16 protein-coding genes are annotated in these 17,868 nt (G+C 43.9%); 6 read left to right on the top strand and 10 right to left on the bottom strand.

Going from position 1 to position 17,868, the window contains the following annotated elements; translation table 11 throughout:
* Positions 1 to 16 precede the first annotated feature (16 nt).
* Complete coding sequence (locus ACE38W_RS18925) at positions 17 to 415, top strand: winged helix-turn-helix transcriptional regulator (protein WP_375833228.1); 399 nt, start codon at positions 17 to 19, stop codon at positions 413 to 415.
* A gap of 54 nt (positions 416 to 469) precedes the next feature.
* On the opposite strand, the gene ACE38W_RS18920 is transcribed toward ACE38W_RS18925, so the two are convergent.
* Positions 470 to 2,773, bottom strand: a complete 2,304-nt coding sequence (locus ACE38W_RS18920) for a right-handed parallel beta-helix repeat-containing protein (protein ID WP_375833227.1) — start codon at positions 2,771 to 2,773, stop codon at positions 470 to 472.
* Between the two features lie 187 nt (positions 2,774 to 2,960).
* On the opposite strand from ACE38W_RS18920, the gene clpB reads away from it, so the two are divergent.
* Positions 2,961 to 5,561: an ATP-dependent chaperone ClpB gene (gene clpB / locus ACE38W_RS18915; RefSeq protein ID WP_375833224.1), complete on the top strand. Its 2,601-nt coding sequence runs from the start codon at positions 2,961 to 2,963 to the stop codon at positions 5,559 to 5,561.
* A gap of 269 nt (positions 5,562 to 5,830) precedes the next feature.
* Positions 5,831 to 6,310 carry a nucleoside deaminase gene (locus ACE38W_RS18910; protein ID WP_375833222.1) on the top strand — a complete coding sequence of 160 codons (480 nt, stop codon included), beginning with the start codon at positions 5,831 to 5,833 and terminating at the stop codon, positions 6,308 to 6,310.
* A 49-nt stretch (positions 6,311 to 6,359) separates the two neighbouring features.
* Here the strand turns inward: ACE38W_RS18910 and ACE38W_RS18905 are convergent, their stop codons facing one another.
* From ACE38W_RS18905 to ACE38W_RS18890, 4 genes are all read right to left on the bottom strand, one after another.
* Positions 6,360 to 6,719: a zf-HC2 domain-containing protein gene (locus ACE38W_RS18905; RefSeq protein ID WP_375833219.1), complete on the bottom strand. Its 360-nt coding sequence runs from the start codon at positions 6,717 to 6,719 to the stop codon at positions 6,360 to 6,362.
* Positions 6,720 to 6,734: 15 nt separating this feature from the next.
* On the bottom strand, positions 6,735 to 7,316 hold the full coding sequence (locus tag ACE38W_RS18900; RefSeq protein ID WP_375833217.1) for an RNA polymerase sigma factor: 582 nt from the start codon (positions 7,314 to 7,316) through the stop codon (positions 6,735 to 6,737).
* Positions 7,317 to 7,512: 196 nt separating this feature from the next.
* On the bottom strand, positions 7,513 to 8,655 hold the full coding sequence (locus tag ACE38W_RS18895; protein WP_375833214.1) for a zf-HC2 domain-containing protein: 1,143 nt from the start codon (positions 8,653 to 8,655) through the stop codon (positions 7,513 to 7,515).
* On the bottom strand, positions 8,645 to 9,220 hold the full coding sequence (locus ACE38W_RS18890; RefSeq protein WP_375833212.1) for an RNA polymerase sigma factor: 576 nt from the start codon (positions 9,218 to 9,220) through the stop codon (positions 8,645 to 8,647). The genes ACE38W_RS18895 and ACE38W_RS18890 overlap by 11 nt, the downstream gene beginning before the upstream one ends.
* 92 nt (positions 9,221 to 9,312) lie before the next feature.
* On the opposite strand from ACE38W_RS18890, the gene ACE38W_RS18885 reads away from it, so the two are divergent.
* On the top strand, positions 9,313 to 10,083 hold the full coding sequence (locus tag ACE38W_RS18885) for an NlpC/P60 family protein (RefSeq protein WP_375833210.1): 771 nt from the start codon (positions 9,313 to 9,315) through the stop codon (positions 10,081 to 10,083).
* A gap of 88 nt (positions 10,084 to 10,171) precedes the next feature.
* Here ACE38W_RS18885 and ACE38W_RS18880 read toward each other — a convergent pair whose 3' ends face one another.
* The 3 genes from ACE38W_RS18880 to ACE38W_RS18870 form a co-directional block, all read right to left on the bottom strand.
* Positions 10,172 to 10,711: an inorganic diphosphatase gene (locus tag ACE38W_RS18880; protein WP_375833208.1), complete on the bottom strand. Its 540-nt coding sequence runs from the start codon at positions 10,709 to 10,711 to the stop codon at positions 10,172 to 10,174.
* Positions 10,712 to 10,917: 206 nt separating this feature from the next.
* Positions 10,918 to 11,403: a hypothetical protein gene (locus ACE38W_RS18875; protein WP_375833205.1), complete on the bottom strand. Its 486-nt coding sequence runs from the start codon at positions 11,401 to 11,403 to the stop codon at positions 10,918 to 10,920.
* Positions 11,404 to 11,583: 180 nt separating this feature from the next.
* The gene (locus ACE38W_RS18870; protein WP_375833203.1) at positions 11,584 to 12,537 is read right to left on the bottom strand and encodes a PhoH family protein; all 954 of its coding nucleotides are present in this window, start codon (positions 12,535 to 12,537) and stop codon (positions 11,584 to 11,586) included.
* A 538-nt stretch (positions 12,538 to 13,075) separates the two neighbouring features.
* Here ACE38W_RS18870 and ACE38W_RS18865 point away from each other — a divergent pair.
* The gene (locus tag ACE38W_RS18865; protein ID WP_375833201.1) at positions 13,076 to 15,721 is read left to right on the top strand and encodes a PAS domain S-box protein; all 2,646 of its coding nucleotides are present in this window, start codon (positions 13,076 to 13,078) and stop codon (positions 15,719 to 15,721) included.
* Positions 15,722 to 15,730: 9 nt separating this feature from the next.
* Positions 15,731 to 16,120 (top strand): response regulator, encoded by a 390-nt coding sequence (locus ACE38W_RS18860; protein WP_375833198.1) that lies wholly within the window; start codon positions 15,731 to 15,733, stop codon positions 16,118 to 16,120.
* On the opposite strand, the gene rpe is transcribed toward ACE38W_RS18860, so the two are convergent.
* Complete coding sequence (rpe, locus tag ACE38W_RS18855; protein ID WP_375833196.1) at positions 16,106 to 16,789, bottom strand: ribulose-phosphate 3-epimerase; 684 nt, start codon at positions 16,787 to 16,789, stop codon at positions 16,106 to 16,108. The two genes, ACE38W_RS18860 and rpe, sit on opposite strands and share 15 nt — an antisense overlap.
* Positions 16,790 to 16,836: 47 nt before the next feature.
* Positions 16,837 to 17,862 (bottom strand): tetratricopeptide repeat protein, encoded by a 1,026-nt coding sequence (locus tag ACE38W_RS18850; protein WP_375833193.1) that lies wholly within the window; start codon positions 17,860 to 17,862, stop codon positions 16,837 to 16,839.
* Between the last annotated feature and the right edge of the window lie 6 nt (positions 17,863 to 17,868).

Genomic DNA, 17,868 nt, shown 5'->3' with positions numbered 1-17,868 from the left:
TAGTTAATCAGGAATTATGGCAGAAAAAACAATTTTACCAGAATACCAGGCGCCTATGAGCCGTGCTTGTACAGCCGCACTGGGCGCAGTTGGAGATGCATTGTATGCGATCGGAGGCAAATGGAAACTCCGCATTATTGTTGCACTCAGTGAAGGGCCGTTGCGCTTCAACGAACTGCAACGCCTCGTAGAAGGTATCTCTGCCCGTGTGCTGTCCAATGAGCTGAAAGAATTGGAACTCAATGGTTTCGTAAAAAGAAATGTCAATTCCAAAGCAACCCCGGTTATAGTAGAATATACAGTAACAGAATACGCAGGTTCACTGAAAGCCGTAGTAATGGCATTACATGCCTGGGGCGCGGAACACAGAACCCGCATTCGCCGCCAAATGAAGAAAGACAAGGAACTGCAATAAAAAAGCATCCTGCTGCCAGGATGCTCTTACGTTATAGTAGGGTGATGTAGTCAATTATAGTGCTATCATCCGCTGTCCGCGGAAAACTTTAAACACTGGTTTGTCATTTACCTTGTCCAGCGCCAATTGCAGTTCTTTTAAATTATTTGTGGGTTGATGATTGATTTCCAGTATCACATCATTTTCCTGTAACCCTAATGCAGGAAAAGGAATTTTTACTACCAATACTCCGTTGTTGTCTGCCATCCCAGTGGCTGAACGTTCTCCCAGGGTTTCTATATTTTTAAAGATGCCTTTTTTCCATTCCAATGTTTTTCCTTTCTCTTTATCAATAACTGTTACAAGGACAGGGAAAATAGGCTTGGCTGCTATTGCTTTCAGTCGGGGAACCGTGACACCAAAGGCTGTCATGTCAATGTTTTTGAACCCGGTTGTAAATACTGCTTTGTTCGTTACTGTATAGTCACCAGTTGAAGGGGCTTTGAATGCAGGATCTCCGTACTGACTATGTGCGTCTGTACCTGCATTCCTGGCTGCGAACAAGGCACTGCTGTCTGGAAAGAAATTATTGTCAATCATCTTTCCCCAATATTTAATGCCAATAGGCTTGTAACTACTCATGACCACATTCTGCCGAAATTCATCCCCACTATTTTTAAACCATACATGCGGATGAAATGAGTTGTTGATAATAATATTATTATAGACTTTCCTTTCAAAACCTTCTCTGAGCTTTAATCCGCCATGCAAACAGACATTATTGTAAATTTCATAGTTAGAGGAACCATCGTCCAGGTCTATATCCCAGCCATGATCGCAACGAAACCGATTATTGCGAATGATATTCGTATACATTGCATCCTGCTTTACCAGCCATGGATGGGCCGCAGCAAGACTATCCATTTGCTTACGGTCCGGATACCACCATCTGTCGCGGCCCCAGGAGTTAAACGAGCCATGATCGCCGGTTTCTTGCACCGTATTGAATACATCATTATACTCAATGATATGTCCGCCCCAGGTGCCTTCACTAACGTTAATGCCTGCACGAGGAATATTATAAATACTGTTATGAGCAACCGTAATATGCGCACTCATAGAGAGTTGTACGCCGGCTATCTGTTTTTCAATCTGACCTATATCATGAATCAGGTTATCGGCTGCTACGCAAGAATCCGGGAAATGATTGTTTTTAGGGCCAGAAATGGTGTCCATGCCGTCAAAGGCCTGTGATTCATTGTACTCAAATAATGGCGCCCTTACCGCATCCGGGTTACCAATAAAGCAAATGCCATTACCACCATTGTTATAAATGTGGTTGCCGGCTATCGTATCCCTTTTGTTATAACTACTCAGGAAGATGGCATTACCACCATTATTATCAAAATCACAGTCACGTATAACGCAATTACGCGTACCATCCATTAAAACCACGCCGCTGCGGTATATCGCCCAGTCGCTACGAAGCAGTGGCTCCTTAGTATCCATGAAACTGGCCTTGCATTGCGTAAAGCGTATATCCTTGATCGTTATATTAGTCACAGGTGCTGCGGCGCTACCTTTCAGAATAATCAACTCCTTATGCCTGGATACACGAAATGCAGCTTTGGCAAGGTTCACGCCTGGAGCTGGTTTATAATATAGCTGTTGCGTACGGCCATCATAATACCATTCTCTTGCCGTATCCAGTTCCTCGAAAATATTCTCCACAAAACGAATACTACTATGCATGCCCATCTGCCGGTTATTCTGATAGCCGCCTGCCAGCACAAGGGTCGTATCTTTATCTACACCTTTGATCAGGTAATGATAGCCCCCCCATTCCGCCTTATGTAAGGCATGGATATAGCCGCCTTCCGGATGTTGCCAGGTGGCAATACGCGCTTTGCTGACAGCATCTTCAGCATAACCATGATAATGTGTAGCATTGCTGTCATAATTGGGATATCGCGCTCTTACTTGCGCTTCATTATTTATGTATAGCTGGTCAAATTCGTATGGAATCGAGACTTTAGCCACATAAATGCCATTTTTCCAGGGTCGGAAAAGGGGCTGTATCACGGCGCCTCCGCTGATCACTGTTGCGTTGTTGCCGGCGCCCTGAATGCTTACTGCCTTTAATCCCTTGATATCCGCTGGTGTTATTTCCAACGGTTTTTCCAGGTAATAGGTTCCTGCGGGAATAATAACCTGTAAGACGCTTCCCGGATGTTTGTCGCGGTTGTCATGTAATATAGTCTTCAACTTTGCCGGTGTGGTAATAACACGCGTCTCCTGGGCCTGTACAGGCAAAATTGCTGTTGCTAACGTCAACGCACAAACGACTGATTGTACGGTTTTTCTAATATCCAAAGGCATGGCCCAATTTAATATAGGTTCTGCTTTAAATATGATGTAATATTAGCAGGTTCTACATCATTTTTCTGCTAAAAATTCAGGTCAGAAAGCAAAAAAGTGTCAAAATTTCCGGTCCCAAAACATTGGTTCGTGCTTTGTTGTTAAAAAAGCACGTTTGATGACACAAAAAAGGAGAAAACACGAACTTATGAATCTTAATAATTTCACAATTAAATCGCAGGAAATACTGCAACAGGCGCAGCAACTGGCGTTCAACAACCAGAACCAGGCTATCGAAACAGGGCATATTCTTAAAGCACTGTTGGATGATCAGGACAGTCCTGTTGAATATCTGTTGAAGAAGAATGATGTAAACACCACCTTCCTCAATGGTAAACTCAACGAACAGCTGCAAAAATATCCACGCATGGCCGGAGGCGAGGGAGGACAAATGCTCTCCCGCGATGCTAACAATGCCATGCTTCGTGCAGGTGCCGCTATCAAAGAATTTAAAGATGAATTTGTAAGCGTAGAACACCTGCTGCTGGGAATACTCGGTGGCAGCGACGATACCGCCAAACTGCTAAAAGATGCAGGACTCACCGAAAAAGGCCTCAAAACAGCTATCAAGGAATTACGTAAAGGCGAAACCGTTAACTCTCAGTCTGGCGGTAACCAATATAACACCTTACAGAAATATGCGAAAAACCTCAACGAACTTGCCCGTGAAGGTAAACTCGATCCGGTGATAGGTCGTGATGAGGAAATCCGCAGAACGTTACATATTCTTTCCCGCAGATCTAAAAATAACCCTATCCTCGTCGGTGAACCAGGGGTGGGTAAAACCGCGATCGTAGAAGGTCTCGGACATCGTATTATCAATGGCGACGTTCCAGAAAACCTGAAAAGCAAAATCATTTACGCCCTTGACATGGGTGCATTAATGGCCGGCGCTAAATATCGTGGTGAATTTGAAGAAAGATTGAAAGGTGTGGTAAAAGAGGTTGCAGAAAGTAATGGGGAAATCATCCTCTTTATCGATGAAATCCATACCCTCATTGGCGCTGGCGCCATGGAAGGTGCAATGGATGCTGCCAACATTCTGAAGCCAGCATTAGCCCGCGGTGAACTCCGCGCCATCGGTGCCACCACGCTCAACGAATACCAGAAATATTTCGAAAAAGATAAGGCTCTCGAACGCCGCTTCCAGAAAGTATTGGTAGACGAACCTAGTGTGGAAGATGCGATCTCTATTCTCCGCGGACTCAAAGAAAGATACGAAAGCCACCACCACGTGCTGATAAAAGACGAAGCAATTATTGCTGCCGTTGAATTATCACACCGCTATATAACAGATCGTTTCCTACCTGATAAAGCGATTGACCTGATCGATGAAAGTGCAGCAAAACTCCGTCTGGAAATGAACTCCATGCCGGAAGAACTGGACGAACTGGAACGTAGGATACGCCAGCTCGAAATTGAAAGAGAAGCGATCAAACGCGAAAATGATGAAGATAAACTTGCTGAACTGGCTGCTGAAATATCACGTCTCAGCGATGAACGTAATACCTTCAAAGCGAAATGGCAGGCAGAAAAAGAAGTAGTAGATAAAATACAAAATGCTAAATCAGCCATCGAAAACCTTAAACTCGAAGCTGAACAGGCAGAACGTAACGGCGACTTCGGCCGCGTAGCTGAAATCCGCTATGGTAAAGTGAAAGAGCAAGAGAAGTTAGTAGATGATCTAACCAAAGAACTGGAAGATTTATCTGCGAATCATAAGCGTATGCTCAAAGAAGAAGTAGATGCGGAAGATATCGCGGAAAACGTCGCTAAAGCCACCGGTATACCAGTTGCTAAAATGATGCAAAGCGAAAAAGATAAGCTACTCAACCTGGAAGAAGAACTACACCAACGTGTTGTAGGACAGGAAGAAGCTATCATCGCAGTATCTGATGCGATCCGCCGTAGCCGCGCAGGCCTGCAGGATCCACGCCGTCCTATTGGCTCATTTATCTTCCTCGGTACCACCGGTGTTGGTAAAACAGAGCTGGCAAAAGCCCTGGCAGAATATCTCTTCGATGATGAAACCATGATGACGCGCATTGATATGAGCGAATATCAGGAAAAACACAGCGTTAGCCGTTTAGTGGGCGCGCCTCCAGGATATGTAGGTTATGATGAAGGCGGACAGCTGACTGAAGCCGTGCGTCGTAAACCATACTCCGTTGTTCTCCTAGATGAAATCGAAAAAGCACACCCAGATACTTTTAACATTTTGTTACAAGTACTCGACGATGGGCGCCTTACCGATAACAAAGGCAGGATCGTGAACTTCAAAAACACGATCATCATTATGACAAGTAACATGGGTAGCCAGATAATCCAGGAAAACTTCGAAAACATTGACGAAGGAAATAAGGAAGAAATAGTAGACAAAACCAAAACAGAGGTAATGTCACTGCTGAAAGCAACTATCCGTCCAGAGTTCCTTAATCGTGTAGACGAGGTCATCATGTTCCAGCCATTAATGCGCGACGAGATTAAAGGAATCATTAACATACAATTACAACAATTGAAGGAGATGGTCGCTAAAAATGGCATAATATTGGAATTCTCAGATTATGCGCTTGAGTTCCTGGCTGTACAGGGTTATGATCCGCAGTTTGGAGCCAGACCATTAAAACGCCTCATCCAAAAAGAAATCATCAACCTGCTGAGTAAAAAGATTCTCGCAGGCGATATCGACAAGTCAAAACCAGTGTTGATTGATGTGTTTGATGGCGTTGTAGTAATTCGAAACAAATAATTCTAAATACGACGATACATAGTTTACAATAAACCCCGCGATTCTTCGCGGGGTTTTTTTATGCGTTTCTACCTCGTTATTCAAAGCTACTGTTGCAAGCCGATAGCCTGCCGTGGGAAGCGCGGAATCCCCCAACTGATACCTTTGGTATCAATTGCCAATGGCCTCCATTCAAATAATGCAGGAAATACAGGCCTATCATCTCCCTAACCAAACCAAATATCCAACGCTTTTTTATTAAATTGTGTCTACATCAACTCATAATAATCATGATCGGAGAAAGAGAAGTAAAATTCATACAACATGCTGTTCGTTTATCGGCTCGTGGAATGAAAAGTGGCGACGGTGGACCTTTTGGCGCTATTGTAGTCAGGGGAGATGAAGTGGTAGGAGAGGGCTGGAACCAGGTACTCTGCAATAACGATCCTACTGCCCACGCTGAAGTAATGGCTATACGAAATGCCTGTGCTCATCTGAATACTTTCCAGCTTAATGGATGCGAAATATTCACCAGCTGCGAACCTTGTCCAATGTGCCTAGGCGCTATCTATTGGGCACGGCCAGATCGCGTTTACTATGCTAATACCAAAGAAGACGCCGCTGCCATCGCCTTTGATGATTCATTTATTTATGACGAAATAGAAAAACCACACGAACAAAAACGTATCCCACTCATACATATTCCTTCTCCAGATGCAATCAGCGTATTCGAAGACTGGAACAGTAAGGAAAACAGGACCTTATATTAATAAAAAAGGGCCCCCCAGGGCCCATTTTTATATCCGTAGAAAATCTTTCCTATCTATGATGTGTATAGAAGTGATAGCCGAAAAACATAGCCAGCACGAAAAATAAAATTATCAGCACTATAACGGTAAGGGATATATTAAAATTCCCTGTCCGGCGATTCCTCCGGTAACGTTTATGCAATTTTTTCATCAGGTCCCACTTCATCTGTCTTACCATCGCAGGGATTTTTTCTTTCTCCTTAATGGCAGACAAACCCTCCAGTGCCTCACTGCACAGTTCACAATCAGACAAATGCATCTCCACCTCATGCTGTTCTTCCGGTGTCAGTCGCCCCTGGACATAATCCAGCAACTGTTGCTGCGAAGGACAACCAGTAGTGACAAATATATCTTTGAAATGCTCGTTCATAACAATTGATGCAAATTAACTCTTGTTTGCGCGTTGTTGTTTTTCCAGTATAATTTTGAGATTACGCTTTCCATTCTGAATATGACTCTTTACCTGCATCAGGTTAAATCCTGTTTCATCAGCAATTTGCTGGTAGGATTTTTTATGAAGATAAAAAAGTTCCACACAGATTTTCTGTTCAGGACTTAACTGGCTCATGGCCTGTTCCATATGGTCCAGCATAATATCTTTTTCCTGGTGCATTCGTTTATCTTCCTGCTCCGCCTCCATAGCACCCAGATTACGATCGCTGATCTCTTCTTTGTACTTCATATGGTTCTGACGAATCTGCATCAGGCAATAATTCTTCGCTACCTGGTAAATCCAGGCGCGGAAGTATTGTATTTCATGTTTATTAACATCTGACAATACCTTCAGGAAAATCTGCTGTACGGCATCGCGTGCATCTTCCTCATTTTTGAGGTATTTCATGCACATACCAAGTAAAAGTACAGCATAGCGGTCAAACAATTCGCCGATCCACTCGGTGTTACCATCTGCTTTGTACCGCTGCAGTAATTCCTGGTCTGAAAGTGTATGTATATCCGGATAATTCACAGGCTAAAAATAGAATGCTACTTATGAGATGCAATCTTCATAAATATTCCATAAAATTAATGGATAATAGATATAATTTTTTTTATATCGTAGAGAGATGCCTACCATATCACGCAAATTAACTGCTCTATTCCAATAAAAAGACGGCCTCTCTTTGTTGAATAGAGAGGCCGTCTTTAATAGCTGCTATAAGTAATTACATTGCGTCCAGTGCCTGTTGGGCAGCATTTTTCATACTACCATCCATTCGCACAACTTCCTTAAACATGCGCCTTGCTTTGCCTGACTGACCTTTACTACGATAACAAAGGGCCAACTGATAACGGGCGAGTTCTACATATCTGGGATTGCCATTGGATTCAATCCTGCGATAGCGATCCATGGCCTCATTCACATTTCCTTGTTGCTGTAGTTGTAATGCAGATTTATAAAGATTTTCATCGCTGTTGGTGATAGGGATAGCCGCTGCATCCTTTTTGGGTGCATCGTCACGTTTGGCTGGTTCAGGTGGGGCCTGATCCTTTTCTTTGGCTGCCGCCGCTGCTTTTGCCGCTGCATCTGCCTTTGCCTGCTGATCTTTCGCCTGTTGCTCATTTTCTCTTCTGATAGAATCCGTTTTACGGGCTTCGGCAGCTGCGAGATTAGCTTTACGAATACTATCTGTCCTAGCTTTTAATTTGGCGGCTTTGGCTGCGTTTAAAGCCTTTAGCTTGGCCGAATCTGCAGAAGATAAAGGTACAGGCGGTGTTACTGCTGTTGTGGCTGGAGTCCCGGGCGCAACCACAGGGGTAGTAGGCGCCGGATGTGCGGCCACTGGTACAGTGGGTGGAGGAGATTCATGGTCAGGCTTTACGATAGACTGATCAGTATTACCTTCAACCTTCTCGCTGGCTTCACGGGAAGGCGTTACCGCACTAGCCATGATACGCGGAACTTCCGGCTGATTGCGCATATGGCCACGCAAAACATAGACACCACTGATGCCCATAGCGCCAAAAGCAAGTATCCAGAAGAATACGAGGAAGTTCTCTTTATACTTTTCTTTTCGGGTATACTGCGCCACTTTTTGAGTATGAGAAACGGGGGAAATACTCTGTTGTATATAGCGCTGTAATTTGCCGGTAAGGTCATTATATCTGTCAGTATTTCCTTCTTTCTCTAAAGCCTGCAATGCTTCAAAACAGAGGTCACAGTCTACCAGGTGTTGCTCTACCAGGTGTTTTTCCACATCTGTCAGTCTCCCGTCGAGGTAACGAGGGAGCTGATCTTTACTCAGGCACCGGATTCCTGAGAAGATCTTGATCACCTTATCATGTTGGGATGAATTATTACTTAACATACGCCTGATTGATGAAAAGCTTTGCCAGTTTGTTTTTGGCAACCTTTAGCTGGTTACGTACCTTATCTCGGTTCCAGCCTTTGGCTGCGGCTAATTCAGTGAATGATTTATTTTCCAGATAAAATTCCTGTAGCAGCGCTCTGTCCTCAGCTGGAAGACGATGCAAAGCCTGTTCCAGTCTGATCACCAGCTCCTCTCGGTCGATGGTGTTGGTAGATGCTTTTTCCACCTTATTCTCGATGTGCATGATATCTCTGCCATCGCGGGATGGATAGAACGGGGTGGTTTTTTCCTGTTTGCTGAAGTAACCGCGCAGCGTATGCAAGATCCATTCATTGGCTTTATAGATGGATTGTGTTTTAAGACTGGCGCTAAGTCGCTGAAGTAAATTGGGAAAAACAACGTTGGGGTCAAGGTTGGTACGACTATTTAGCTGAGGTAGGGAAATGGCCACCAGTAAATGACTGTATCTGTCCATCAACACGCCCTCCGCCTCCCGGTCTTTTTGTTTTCTGGTCCGGGATATTAACTCTTTGTCCGATAAACTGGTTAACTGCTGGTGCATAAACTTAATATTTTATATTTACGTATTAAATCGGAAAAAGTTCACTACCGGAACAAGAATATTGGATTATAAAACGGATTTATACAATTCATATGCTATATGCTGTTGTAACTGTGCCTGTTGCGCCTTTGCGCATGGAATCGGCACATAGAAGCGAAATGATTTCCCAGTTGCTATGGGGCGAATGCGTAGAAATATTGGCATCCGCCGCCGGAGGTTGGGTACAGGTCAAAAATCAATACGATGATTACATCGGTTGGGCCACGGAATCACATCTTCAGCTGGTAGATGAATCGTTTTACAAGGCTCCGGTTTCGGGTTTTCTGCCAGGATGGAGTAACGAGGTGATGTTAAATGGTCAGCCAATGATGGTTCCTTTTGGCTGCCTCGTTAAAGGTCAGGCTGGTTCCTCAAACTGGGGTCAATTTGTGGTCAACATCCCGACAAATCTCGTGACTACCGATGTAGCTACAGCGCAGCGGGCAATCATCATCAGAGATGCTGCCTTGAAATATCTTAATACGGCCTATTTATGGGGTGGCAGATCTGTATTTGGCGTAGATTGTTCAGGCCTTACCCAGAACACCTTTAAGCTGGCAGGAGTGGCGTTATGGCGTGATGCCTACCAGCAGGCAACACAAGGCACCACCGTTGATTTTCTCCAGGAAGGGCAATTGGGCGATCTGGCTTTTTTTGATAATGAAGAAGGGAGAATAACACATGTGGGCATCTTACTAAATGACCATGAAATCATACATTCATCTGGTAAAGTAAGAATAGATCCAATCGATAATCAGGGTATTATCAACAGTGATACAGGGATTCGTACCCATAAGCTGCGAATCATAAAACGATTGCTCTAACCAGGCCATTTTACGATAACAAAAAAGCCGTCCCTTTACATAGAGACGGCTTTTTTTGCGTATACTGGTAAATGACCAGTGATACAGATTAGCTTTGTTTGAAGATTTTACGGTAATCTTCGAAGCTTTTCTTAATAATTTCTTCTGCTTTCGCTTTGTCCTGGAATTCTTCCACGATAACGGTTTTCTTTTCCAGTGTTTTGTATTCTTCGAAGAAATGACGCATTTCTTCAATAAAGTGAGGAGGCAGTTCAGATATATCGTTGATATGGTTTACGCTCATATCGTTAGCAGCTACAGCGATGATTTTGTCATCCGCTTCACCGCCATCGATCATCTGCATAACGCCGATAACTTTTGCTTCGATGATGCACATTGGAACGCAATCTACCTGAGACAGTACCAGGATATCCAGTGGATCATGGTCGTCGCAGTATGACTGTGGTATGAATCCGTAGTTGGCAGGATAGTAAACAGAAGAGTACAGTACCCTGTCCAGTTTCAGTAAACCGCTTTCTTTATCCAGTTCGTATTTGGCACGGCATCCCTTTGGAATCTCAATTATAGCATTTACTATGTGTGGTACTTCATTACCGGGACTCACACTATGCCAGGGATTTGTCATCATAATTTAATCTACTTTACTTTAATGTTTATAGTTCAATGCAAGCTTAAGTTTGTGAACAGGGGGTGCAGCCCTGCGTTCTTAAAAGGGTAGATTAAGAGAAAATCTATATCCGGCCCTCGCGGAATGCGTGGCAAAATTACGTAACAATGTGTTAATAGCTAAATTATTATTATCCCGTAAGTTATGCCGGGAAAAAAGGGAAGCTATTAATGGACAGGAACGCTGGCTGCTGCGGTATCAGCTGGTACCGCGCCGGCACCGGCTGAATCGAGGGTTTGTCCGTTGTTGGCTGGGGGCGCATAATTAGGAATGATGCTTTCCAGTGTAAGTGAAATCTTCCACTGGCCACTTTCTTTCACTAATTGTAGCACTTCTTCCTGATGAGCAGAAGAGTTAAGGATCGTTACAGATGCTTTGTCGCCCGCCTCGTTTTTCTCCGTTTTAATTACCTCGATTTTGGCATTTTTAATCTTTTCTCTTTCGGCATCGCTGCGGCGAGCATCAAAAAAGGAATAGAGCTGTATTACCTGTTGGGATTCTTTAGTGGCATAATCCCTTGCCTTGTCAAAGTTCGAATCCTGGATGGCGTGCATAAAAGCCAGCGCTACTTCTTCCGGTGTAGCCTTTTTTTTGCAGCTGAACAACAAGGTTGGTATAACAGCCAGTAACAGGATTCGACGAATATTGGTCATGCGGTGGATAAATTATTAATATATCACTAACAAAAATAGGGTTAAACATTCATATCTGCAAAGTTCCGTCATTATAACGTCATCAACTGAGTTCCCCTTTTCAGGCCCGAACTTACGTTAAAGCTCGTTAATGAAGCGTTAAAGTATTGGCACTCAATGAAGTGCCAATACTAAACCCTGTTAATCTTTATTGGCCTCGTAAGCCCTGATAATGGCCTTCACCAGCCTATGTCTCACCACATCTTCTTCATCCAGCTCCAGGTAACCAATACCATCGATGTTTTTCAGGATTCGGGTAGCTTTATCAAGGCCCGACTTCTGATTTTTAGGTAAATCGATCTGGGTAAGGTCGCCCGTAATAATTGCTTTCGCAGATGCGCCGATACGGGTAAGAAACATTTTAATCTGTAAATCAGTAGCATTTTGCGCTTCATCCAGGATAATAAATGAATTATCAAGGGTACGTCCACGCATATACGCTAATGGTGCGATCTCTATAATGCGGTTGGCCATATAATAGCTCAGCTTCTCTGCTGGTATCATATCATCCAGCGCATCATACAGCGGGCGCAGATAAGGATCAATCTTTTCTTTCAAATCTCCCGGCAAAAATCCAAGGCTTTCACCTGCTTCTACCGCCGGACGTGTAAGAATGATCTTTTTGATCGCTTTGTTCTTCAGCGCTCTCACAGCTAACGCTACTGCTGTATAGGTTTTACCGGTACCCGCCGGCCCAATAGCGAAAATAATATCGTTCCTGTCTGCCAGACTAACCATTTTCTTCTGGTTGGCAGTGCGGGCCCGTACTGTTCTGCCGTTAGGACCAAATACCAGCACCTCATTGGGGTTACGGTCACTGAAATTATCAATACCGGCACCCTCTTCATCCCCAAGGATTTGTTCAAAATAATTCTCGGTCAGATTGCCGTTACGCTCCAGATATTTTACAATCTGGCCAATCTTTTCCTCCGCTGTTGCCACCTCTTCCGGCGAGCCGCTCAGCTTCAGCTGGGTACCTCTGGACAGGATTTTCAACAATGGGAACTTCTTTTTCAGTAAATCCAGTTTTCCGTTGTTTACTCCGAAAAACTCAATGGGATTAATACTATCTAAGTTGATAATCGATTCAGTCAATGATTCAAAGATTTAAATTGTCCAGGAAAAAAGTCGATATTATCATACCGAATATATTTAATTCTTACGCAACCTGGATAGCAATCTTGTTAAGCTTACACTAAATTCTGCAGCCGTTCTGCTTCAATAGTCCTAAGCTCGAAGCAACAGCAGCAGCACCCAGTGCCAGGATACATGCAGCTCTCCTGTGCAGTAATTCATCTTGTACTTACTTTGTCAGGATTACTATGGGGCTGAAGCTACGACTTCTTCATGAACAGTAGGCCGCCGGCTGGACCCATGATAACCAAAACTTTCAAATAACTGCTTTTTGATTGTTTGTCAGATTGTTAATCTAACGCGAAGATATTACTCGTTCACCAAATTCTACAAAATGAAAAATCCACACACGTGGATAAAACATCTCCAAACTTTTGACAGACCTCGCATTCAATCCATAAACATTTTCCTACTTTTATAGAATTATCAACAAATTTCTGGTTTATAATATCTATTTTACGCCCTTTGCAGACACAACGATATTAAGTTCTGCTATCATATGAATATAGCTATGGATCAGCATTACCAGCATCTGTTACACCTGGAAGCTGCCATCAACGCCTGCGCACTGTCGGTCACAGTAAGCACAGATGGTACCATTTCCTCGGTGAATAAACTGATGCTCAATGCACTGCAGTTGCCAGAACAGGTTGTCTGCGGACAACCACTCGAATCTGTCCTACTACCCGCAAACGGGGACCAGTGGGAGCGCACACTACATGCCATAAAAAATGGTAAAGCTATCCGCGAACAGTTCTGCTTCCTCATCAACGGCGTAAAACCACTCTGGCTCGAAGCCGGTATCAATCCACTGACCGTGGATAATCAACATTCCGACGAATACCTTATCCTGGGTATGGATATCACTGATCGTAAATTATCTGAACTACGTATCCAGGAAGATGAACAATATTTCCGTCAGATCCTTGAAAATCTGCCCATCGGACTGCAACAATTTTCACCGGATGGAATCTCCATGGAAATGAATAGCCGCCAACGACAGATCTGGGGACAAGAACACGCGTTCTTTACCACCCCCAACTATAACTGGCTCTATGATCCACACTACCGCCTCAACGGACTCGCCAAACTTTTCGAAGATGTTCGTAGTGGTCGCAAAACATTAAAAAGGGAAATTCTGCTCAACTTCTCTGAGAAGAATTATGACGATATCACCCGTATTTATCCTATTTATTTTGAGGCAACCATTTTCCCAGTGGTAGATAAACAGAGTAATATGGCGAACATATTCCTCATCCTCGATGATATCACGGAGAAAAAACTAGCCGAAATCAGCCTCCAGAAAAGCGAAAGACTCCTGGATAACATCATAGAAAATCTGCCAATCGGATATATTCAGTTTGATAACTTCGGATTTATCCGCCGTATCAATCAAACACAACGTAATTTCTTTGACTCACCACATCCTACTGCCCGCCGGCAGTTCAATGTAATGAACGATGAATTTGCCACCATGTTTGAACTGGATGATCTCTTCCAGCAGGCATTGCAGGATAATATGCCCCTGCGATTGGAGAAGAAAGTAGATTTTGGGAAAGATGGCCGGTGGACAAACATCGACAGGGAAGTATATCTGGATCTCACCGTATTTCCTGTAGTAAATCCTGTTGATAAAGAAAGGATAGTAGTGGCCCTGGTTAATGATATCACAGATAAGAAAACACAGGAACTCGAAAATATTAAAAACCAGGAATTCCTCCAGCAAACAGGCCAGATAGGTAAGATTGGCGGTTGGGAGCTGGCTGTTAATACAGGGGAATTCAGATGGTCTGAGGAGGCGTGTAACATTCATGGATGTACGCCGGGAACCTCCATTACATTAGATGATGTACTTAGCTTCTACACAGAAGAATCGCGGCAGACGCTGCGCATTTTAATAGATCAATGTATCCGCAATGGTAAACCATTTGATGCACAAATGGTCATCGAAACGCCTTACCACGTGATCAAAAGGGTGAGAGCTATCGGGCAGGCAGATATGTCCAATGGTTCACCCAAACGCATATACGGCGTTGTGCAGGATATCACGGAGCAGTCCGCCATCCGCGACGCGCTGACCCGTAACACAGAGCTGATGCGGCTCTTCTTTGATACCATCGATATGGGTTACGTGGCCATGGAACCAGATGGACAGCTCAACTTCCTCAACCAGAAAGCAGAAAAACTGATTGGTAGGAAAGCGCTCACCGGCAGTAATATCTTTGAAGTATTTCCTAAACTTAGCGGCACAGTATTCTATGCACGCCTACAGGAATGCATCCGCCAGCAAGCATCTCAGTCATTCGGGATTTATTTCCCTGCGCCTGATAAATGGTTCGACTTCTTGCTTACGCCTATGCAAGACGGTGGTATTTCGGTATTTATCAGGGATATCACAGAAAGCCGAAAAATGCAAAAGGAACTGCGTCGCGCCAATGACCAATTATCTAATCTTAATAAAAACCTGGTCAACCAGAATAAACAGCTGGAAGACTTCGCGCATATCACTTCTCATAACCTCAGAGCGCCTATTGCCAACCTGAAAGCGTTAATGCAAATGCATAATGAGGCTACCTCTCAGCAGGAACGTGAACTATACCTGGGTATGCTGCATGAGGTGATTAAAAAGATAGATGAAACCTTGAATGATCTTGTAGAAGTAGTACAGATCAGAAAGGATGTAAACGTAGAAAAAGAAAAACTCTTCTTTGCAGACAGATTGAAGAAAGTTACCGATATTTTGCTGGTAGATGTTGAAACCAGTAATATTCAAATCTCATCAGATTTCAGTAAAGCACCAGCCCTGATATACTCCAGGGTTTACCTCGACAGTATCTTACAAAACTTCATCACGAACGCCATCAGGTACCGCTCTCCGGAACGCACGCCGGAACTGCATTTACACTCCTGGGTCGAAAATGACCTCATCATGCTTACCGTTGAAGATAACGGTGTTGGGATAGATATGGAACGATTTGGCAACAAATTATTTGGCTTCAGAAAAACCTTTCATAAGAACAAAGATGCCAAAGGAATCGGACTGTTTATTACCAAAACACAGGTAGAAGCAATGGGGGGTAGTATAAAAGCAGAAAGCAAACCAGGCCTCGGAACAAAATTTATTATTACTTTTAGGCCTGAATAATATGCTTATATGGACCTGATCAATATGATTTTTATTGTGGATGATGACCCTATTCACCAGCAGATCGCCAAAATAATGATTGAGCGACAGGGCATAAGCAATAATATTCGTGTATTCTCTGATGCCCAGGAAGTGCTGGACTATTTCAGAGAAAACACGAATAATCCGGACGCATTACCAGATCTGATCCTACTGGATTTGAATATGCCGGTAATGGACGGATGGGAATTCCTGGATGAATATGCAGGATTCCAAACTGCTTTACCTAAATCTGTGAAAATCTTTGTACTGACTTCGAGCATAGATGAAAAGGACAAGGAACGCGTGCGTAGTTACAAGTTTGTCAGCGGGTATCTGACCAAGCCCTTGTCAAAGGAGATTATCTCACATCTTTCCTAAACCTGCCTCTGCTGCAGCTTTTAGCTCTCTGATGGTTTTTTCCGGATCTGGTGTTGCAAATACAGCACTGCCAGCAACTAATACGTTTGCTCCTGCCTGAATAAGCTGGCCGGCATTCTGTGCATTGATGCCCCCATCCACTTCTATAAGGGCATGGGCATTGTTATCGTTGATCAGTTGCCTGGTCTGTGCAATCTTATGATAGGTCTGCTCTATGAATGACTGTCCGCCGAAACCCGGATTTACGCTCATGATCAGCACAAGATCTATATCTCTGATTATATTTTCCAGCAGCGCTACTGGCGTATGTGGGTTGAGTGCTACGCCAGCTTTCATTCCCAGTTTCTTTATCTGTTGGATATTTCTGTGCAGGTGTGGGCATGCCTCATAGTGAACGGTAAGCATGTCGGCCCCGGCTTTCTGAAAATCTTCTGCATATTTACCTGGTTCCTCTATCATCAGGTGTACATCACAAGTCTTCTGTGTTGCCTTTCTGATGGCGGCAATCACTGGCAATCCAAAGCTGATGTTAGGTACGAAGCGGCCGTCCATTACATCCAGATGAAACCAGTCAGCTTCGCTGCGGTTAAGCATGGCGGCTTCATTTCCCAGTTCCAGGAAATTAGAAGCCAGTAATGAAGGTGCTATTAATACAGGTTTTTGTTCCAATGGCTATCAATTTTTTATACAATAAATTTAAGAAATAGTTTGCAGGATTACTTCCCATTGAGTCGGGTAATGGCTTCCTTTGCCGCTTTGAAATCTTTTCTGAAGGAGCTTGCCTTGTAATAGTCTTCGAGTGCCATTTCTTTTTTGCCCAGGTTTTCCTGGCTTAACGCGCGATTAAAGTAGGCATCGGCGTCTGTAGGAGCTGCTTTGGCGGCAAGGTTATAAAAAACATAGGCATCTTTCCAATTTCCACTTTTTCGGTAAATATCTCCCAGGGCCATATAGGCTGACTCATATCCTGGATCCGAGATGATAGCCTTGCGGTATGCGGTTATCGCTGCATCTTTGTTGTTAAGGTCTTCCTGGAAACGGCCGAAAGCATAGATGGGCTCCGCATTGGTGCTATCCAGTTTGAATGCCATTTGATAAAACTGAAGTCCATCGGTATTTTTACGGGTACGCAGCAAATCACCCAGTTCCATCAAGGCCTCATATTCAGGATGGTCACCAGCAACGCTAACGGCCATACGAAGATGCTGAATGGCATTGGCAGTGTCTTTATGATCTTCTGCTATCCTGGCTTTCAGGTAGTAGGCCTGGTCTTTGGCATCTGCAGAGTGGGTGAGGATGTCAGCAAGGCTATCTGCCTGCGGATACTGTTTGTCTTCCACCAGGGCACTGGCCAGTTTATAGCGCAGGTACGAATATTCCGGTGCGCCTTTTAAAGCACGGGAGAAAAGGTCAATGGCTTTTTTATTATTACCAGTGGCTAATGATGCTTCTCCGGCGCCTGCCCAGTATTCTACGTTGGCGGTGTCCAGTGCTGCTGCCTTCTCAAAATCTTTTAATGATAATTCCGGGTGCGTATTGAATAGTAGCAACGCCCGGCGATAGTATAGTGGCGGGTTGTCAGGGAATTTCTCCAGCGAGTCGGTTACCGGCCGGATGATATCACTATAATATACAGAGTCAGCAGCAGCGTCCTGCTGCTGACTATTATGTGTTTCTTTATTATTGTTGTTATTGCAGGCTGTTATGGCCAGCCCCAAGGCAAGGATAGTTAGTCGTCTCATAATCAG

It is taken from the genome of Chitinophaga sp. Hz27, from assembly GCF_042263525.1.
GTDB lineage: Bacteria > Bacteroidota > Bacteroidia > Chitinophagales > Chitinophagaceae > Chitinophaga.
The sequence above is the reverse complement of the archived record's forward strand: the minus strand, read 5'-3'. Positions and strand labels throughout refer to the sequence as shown.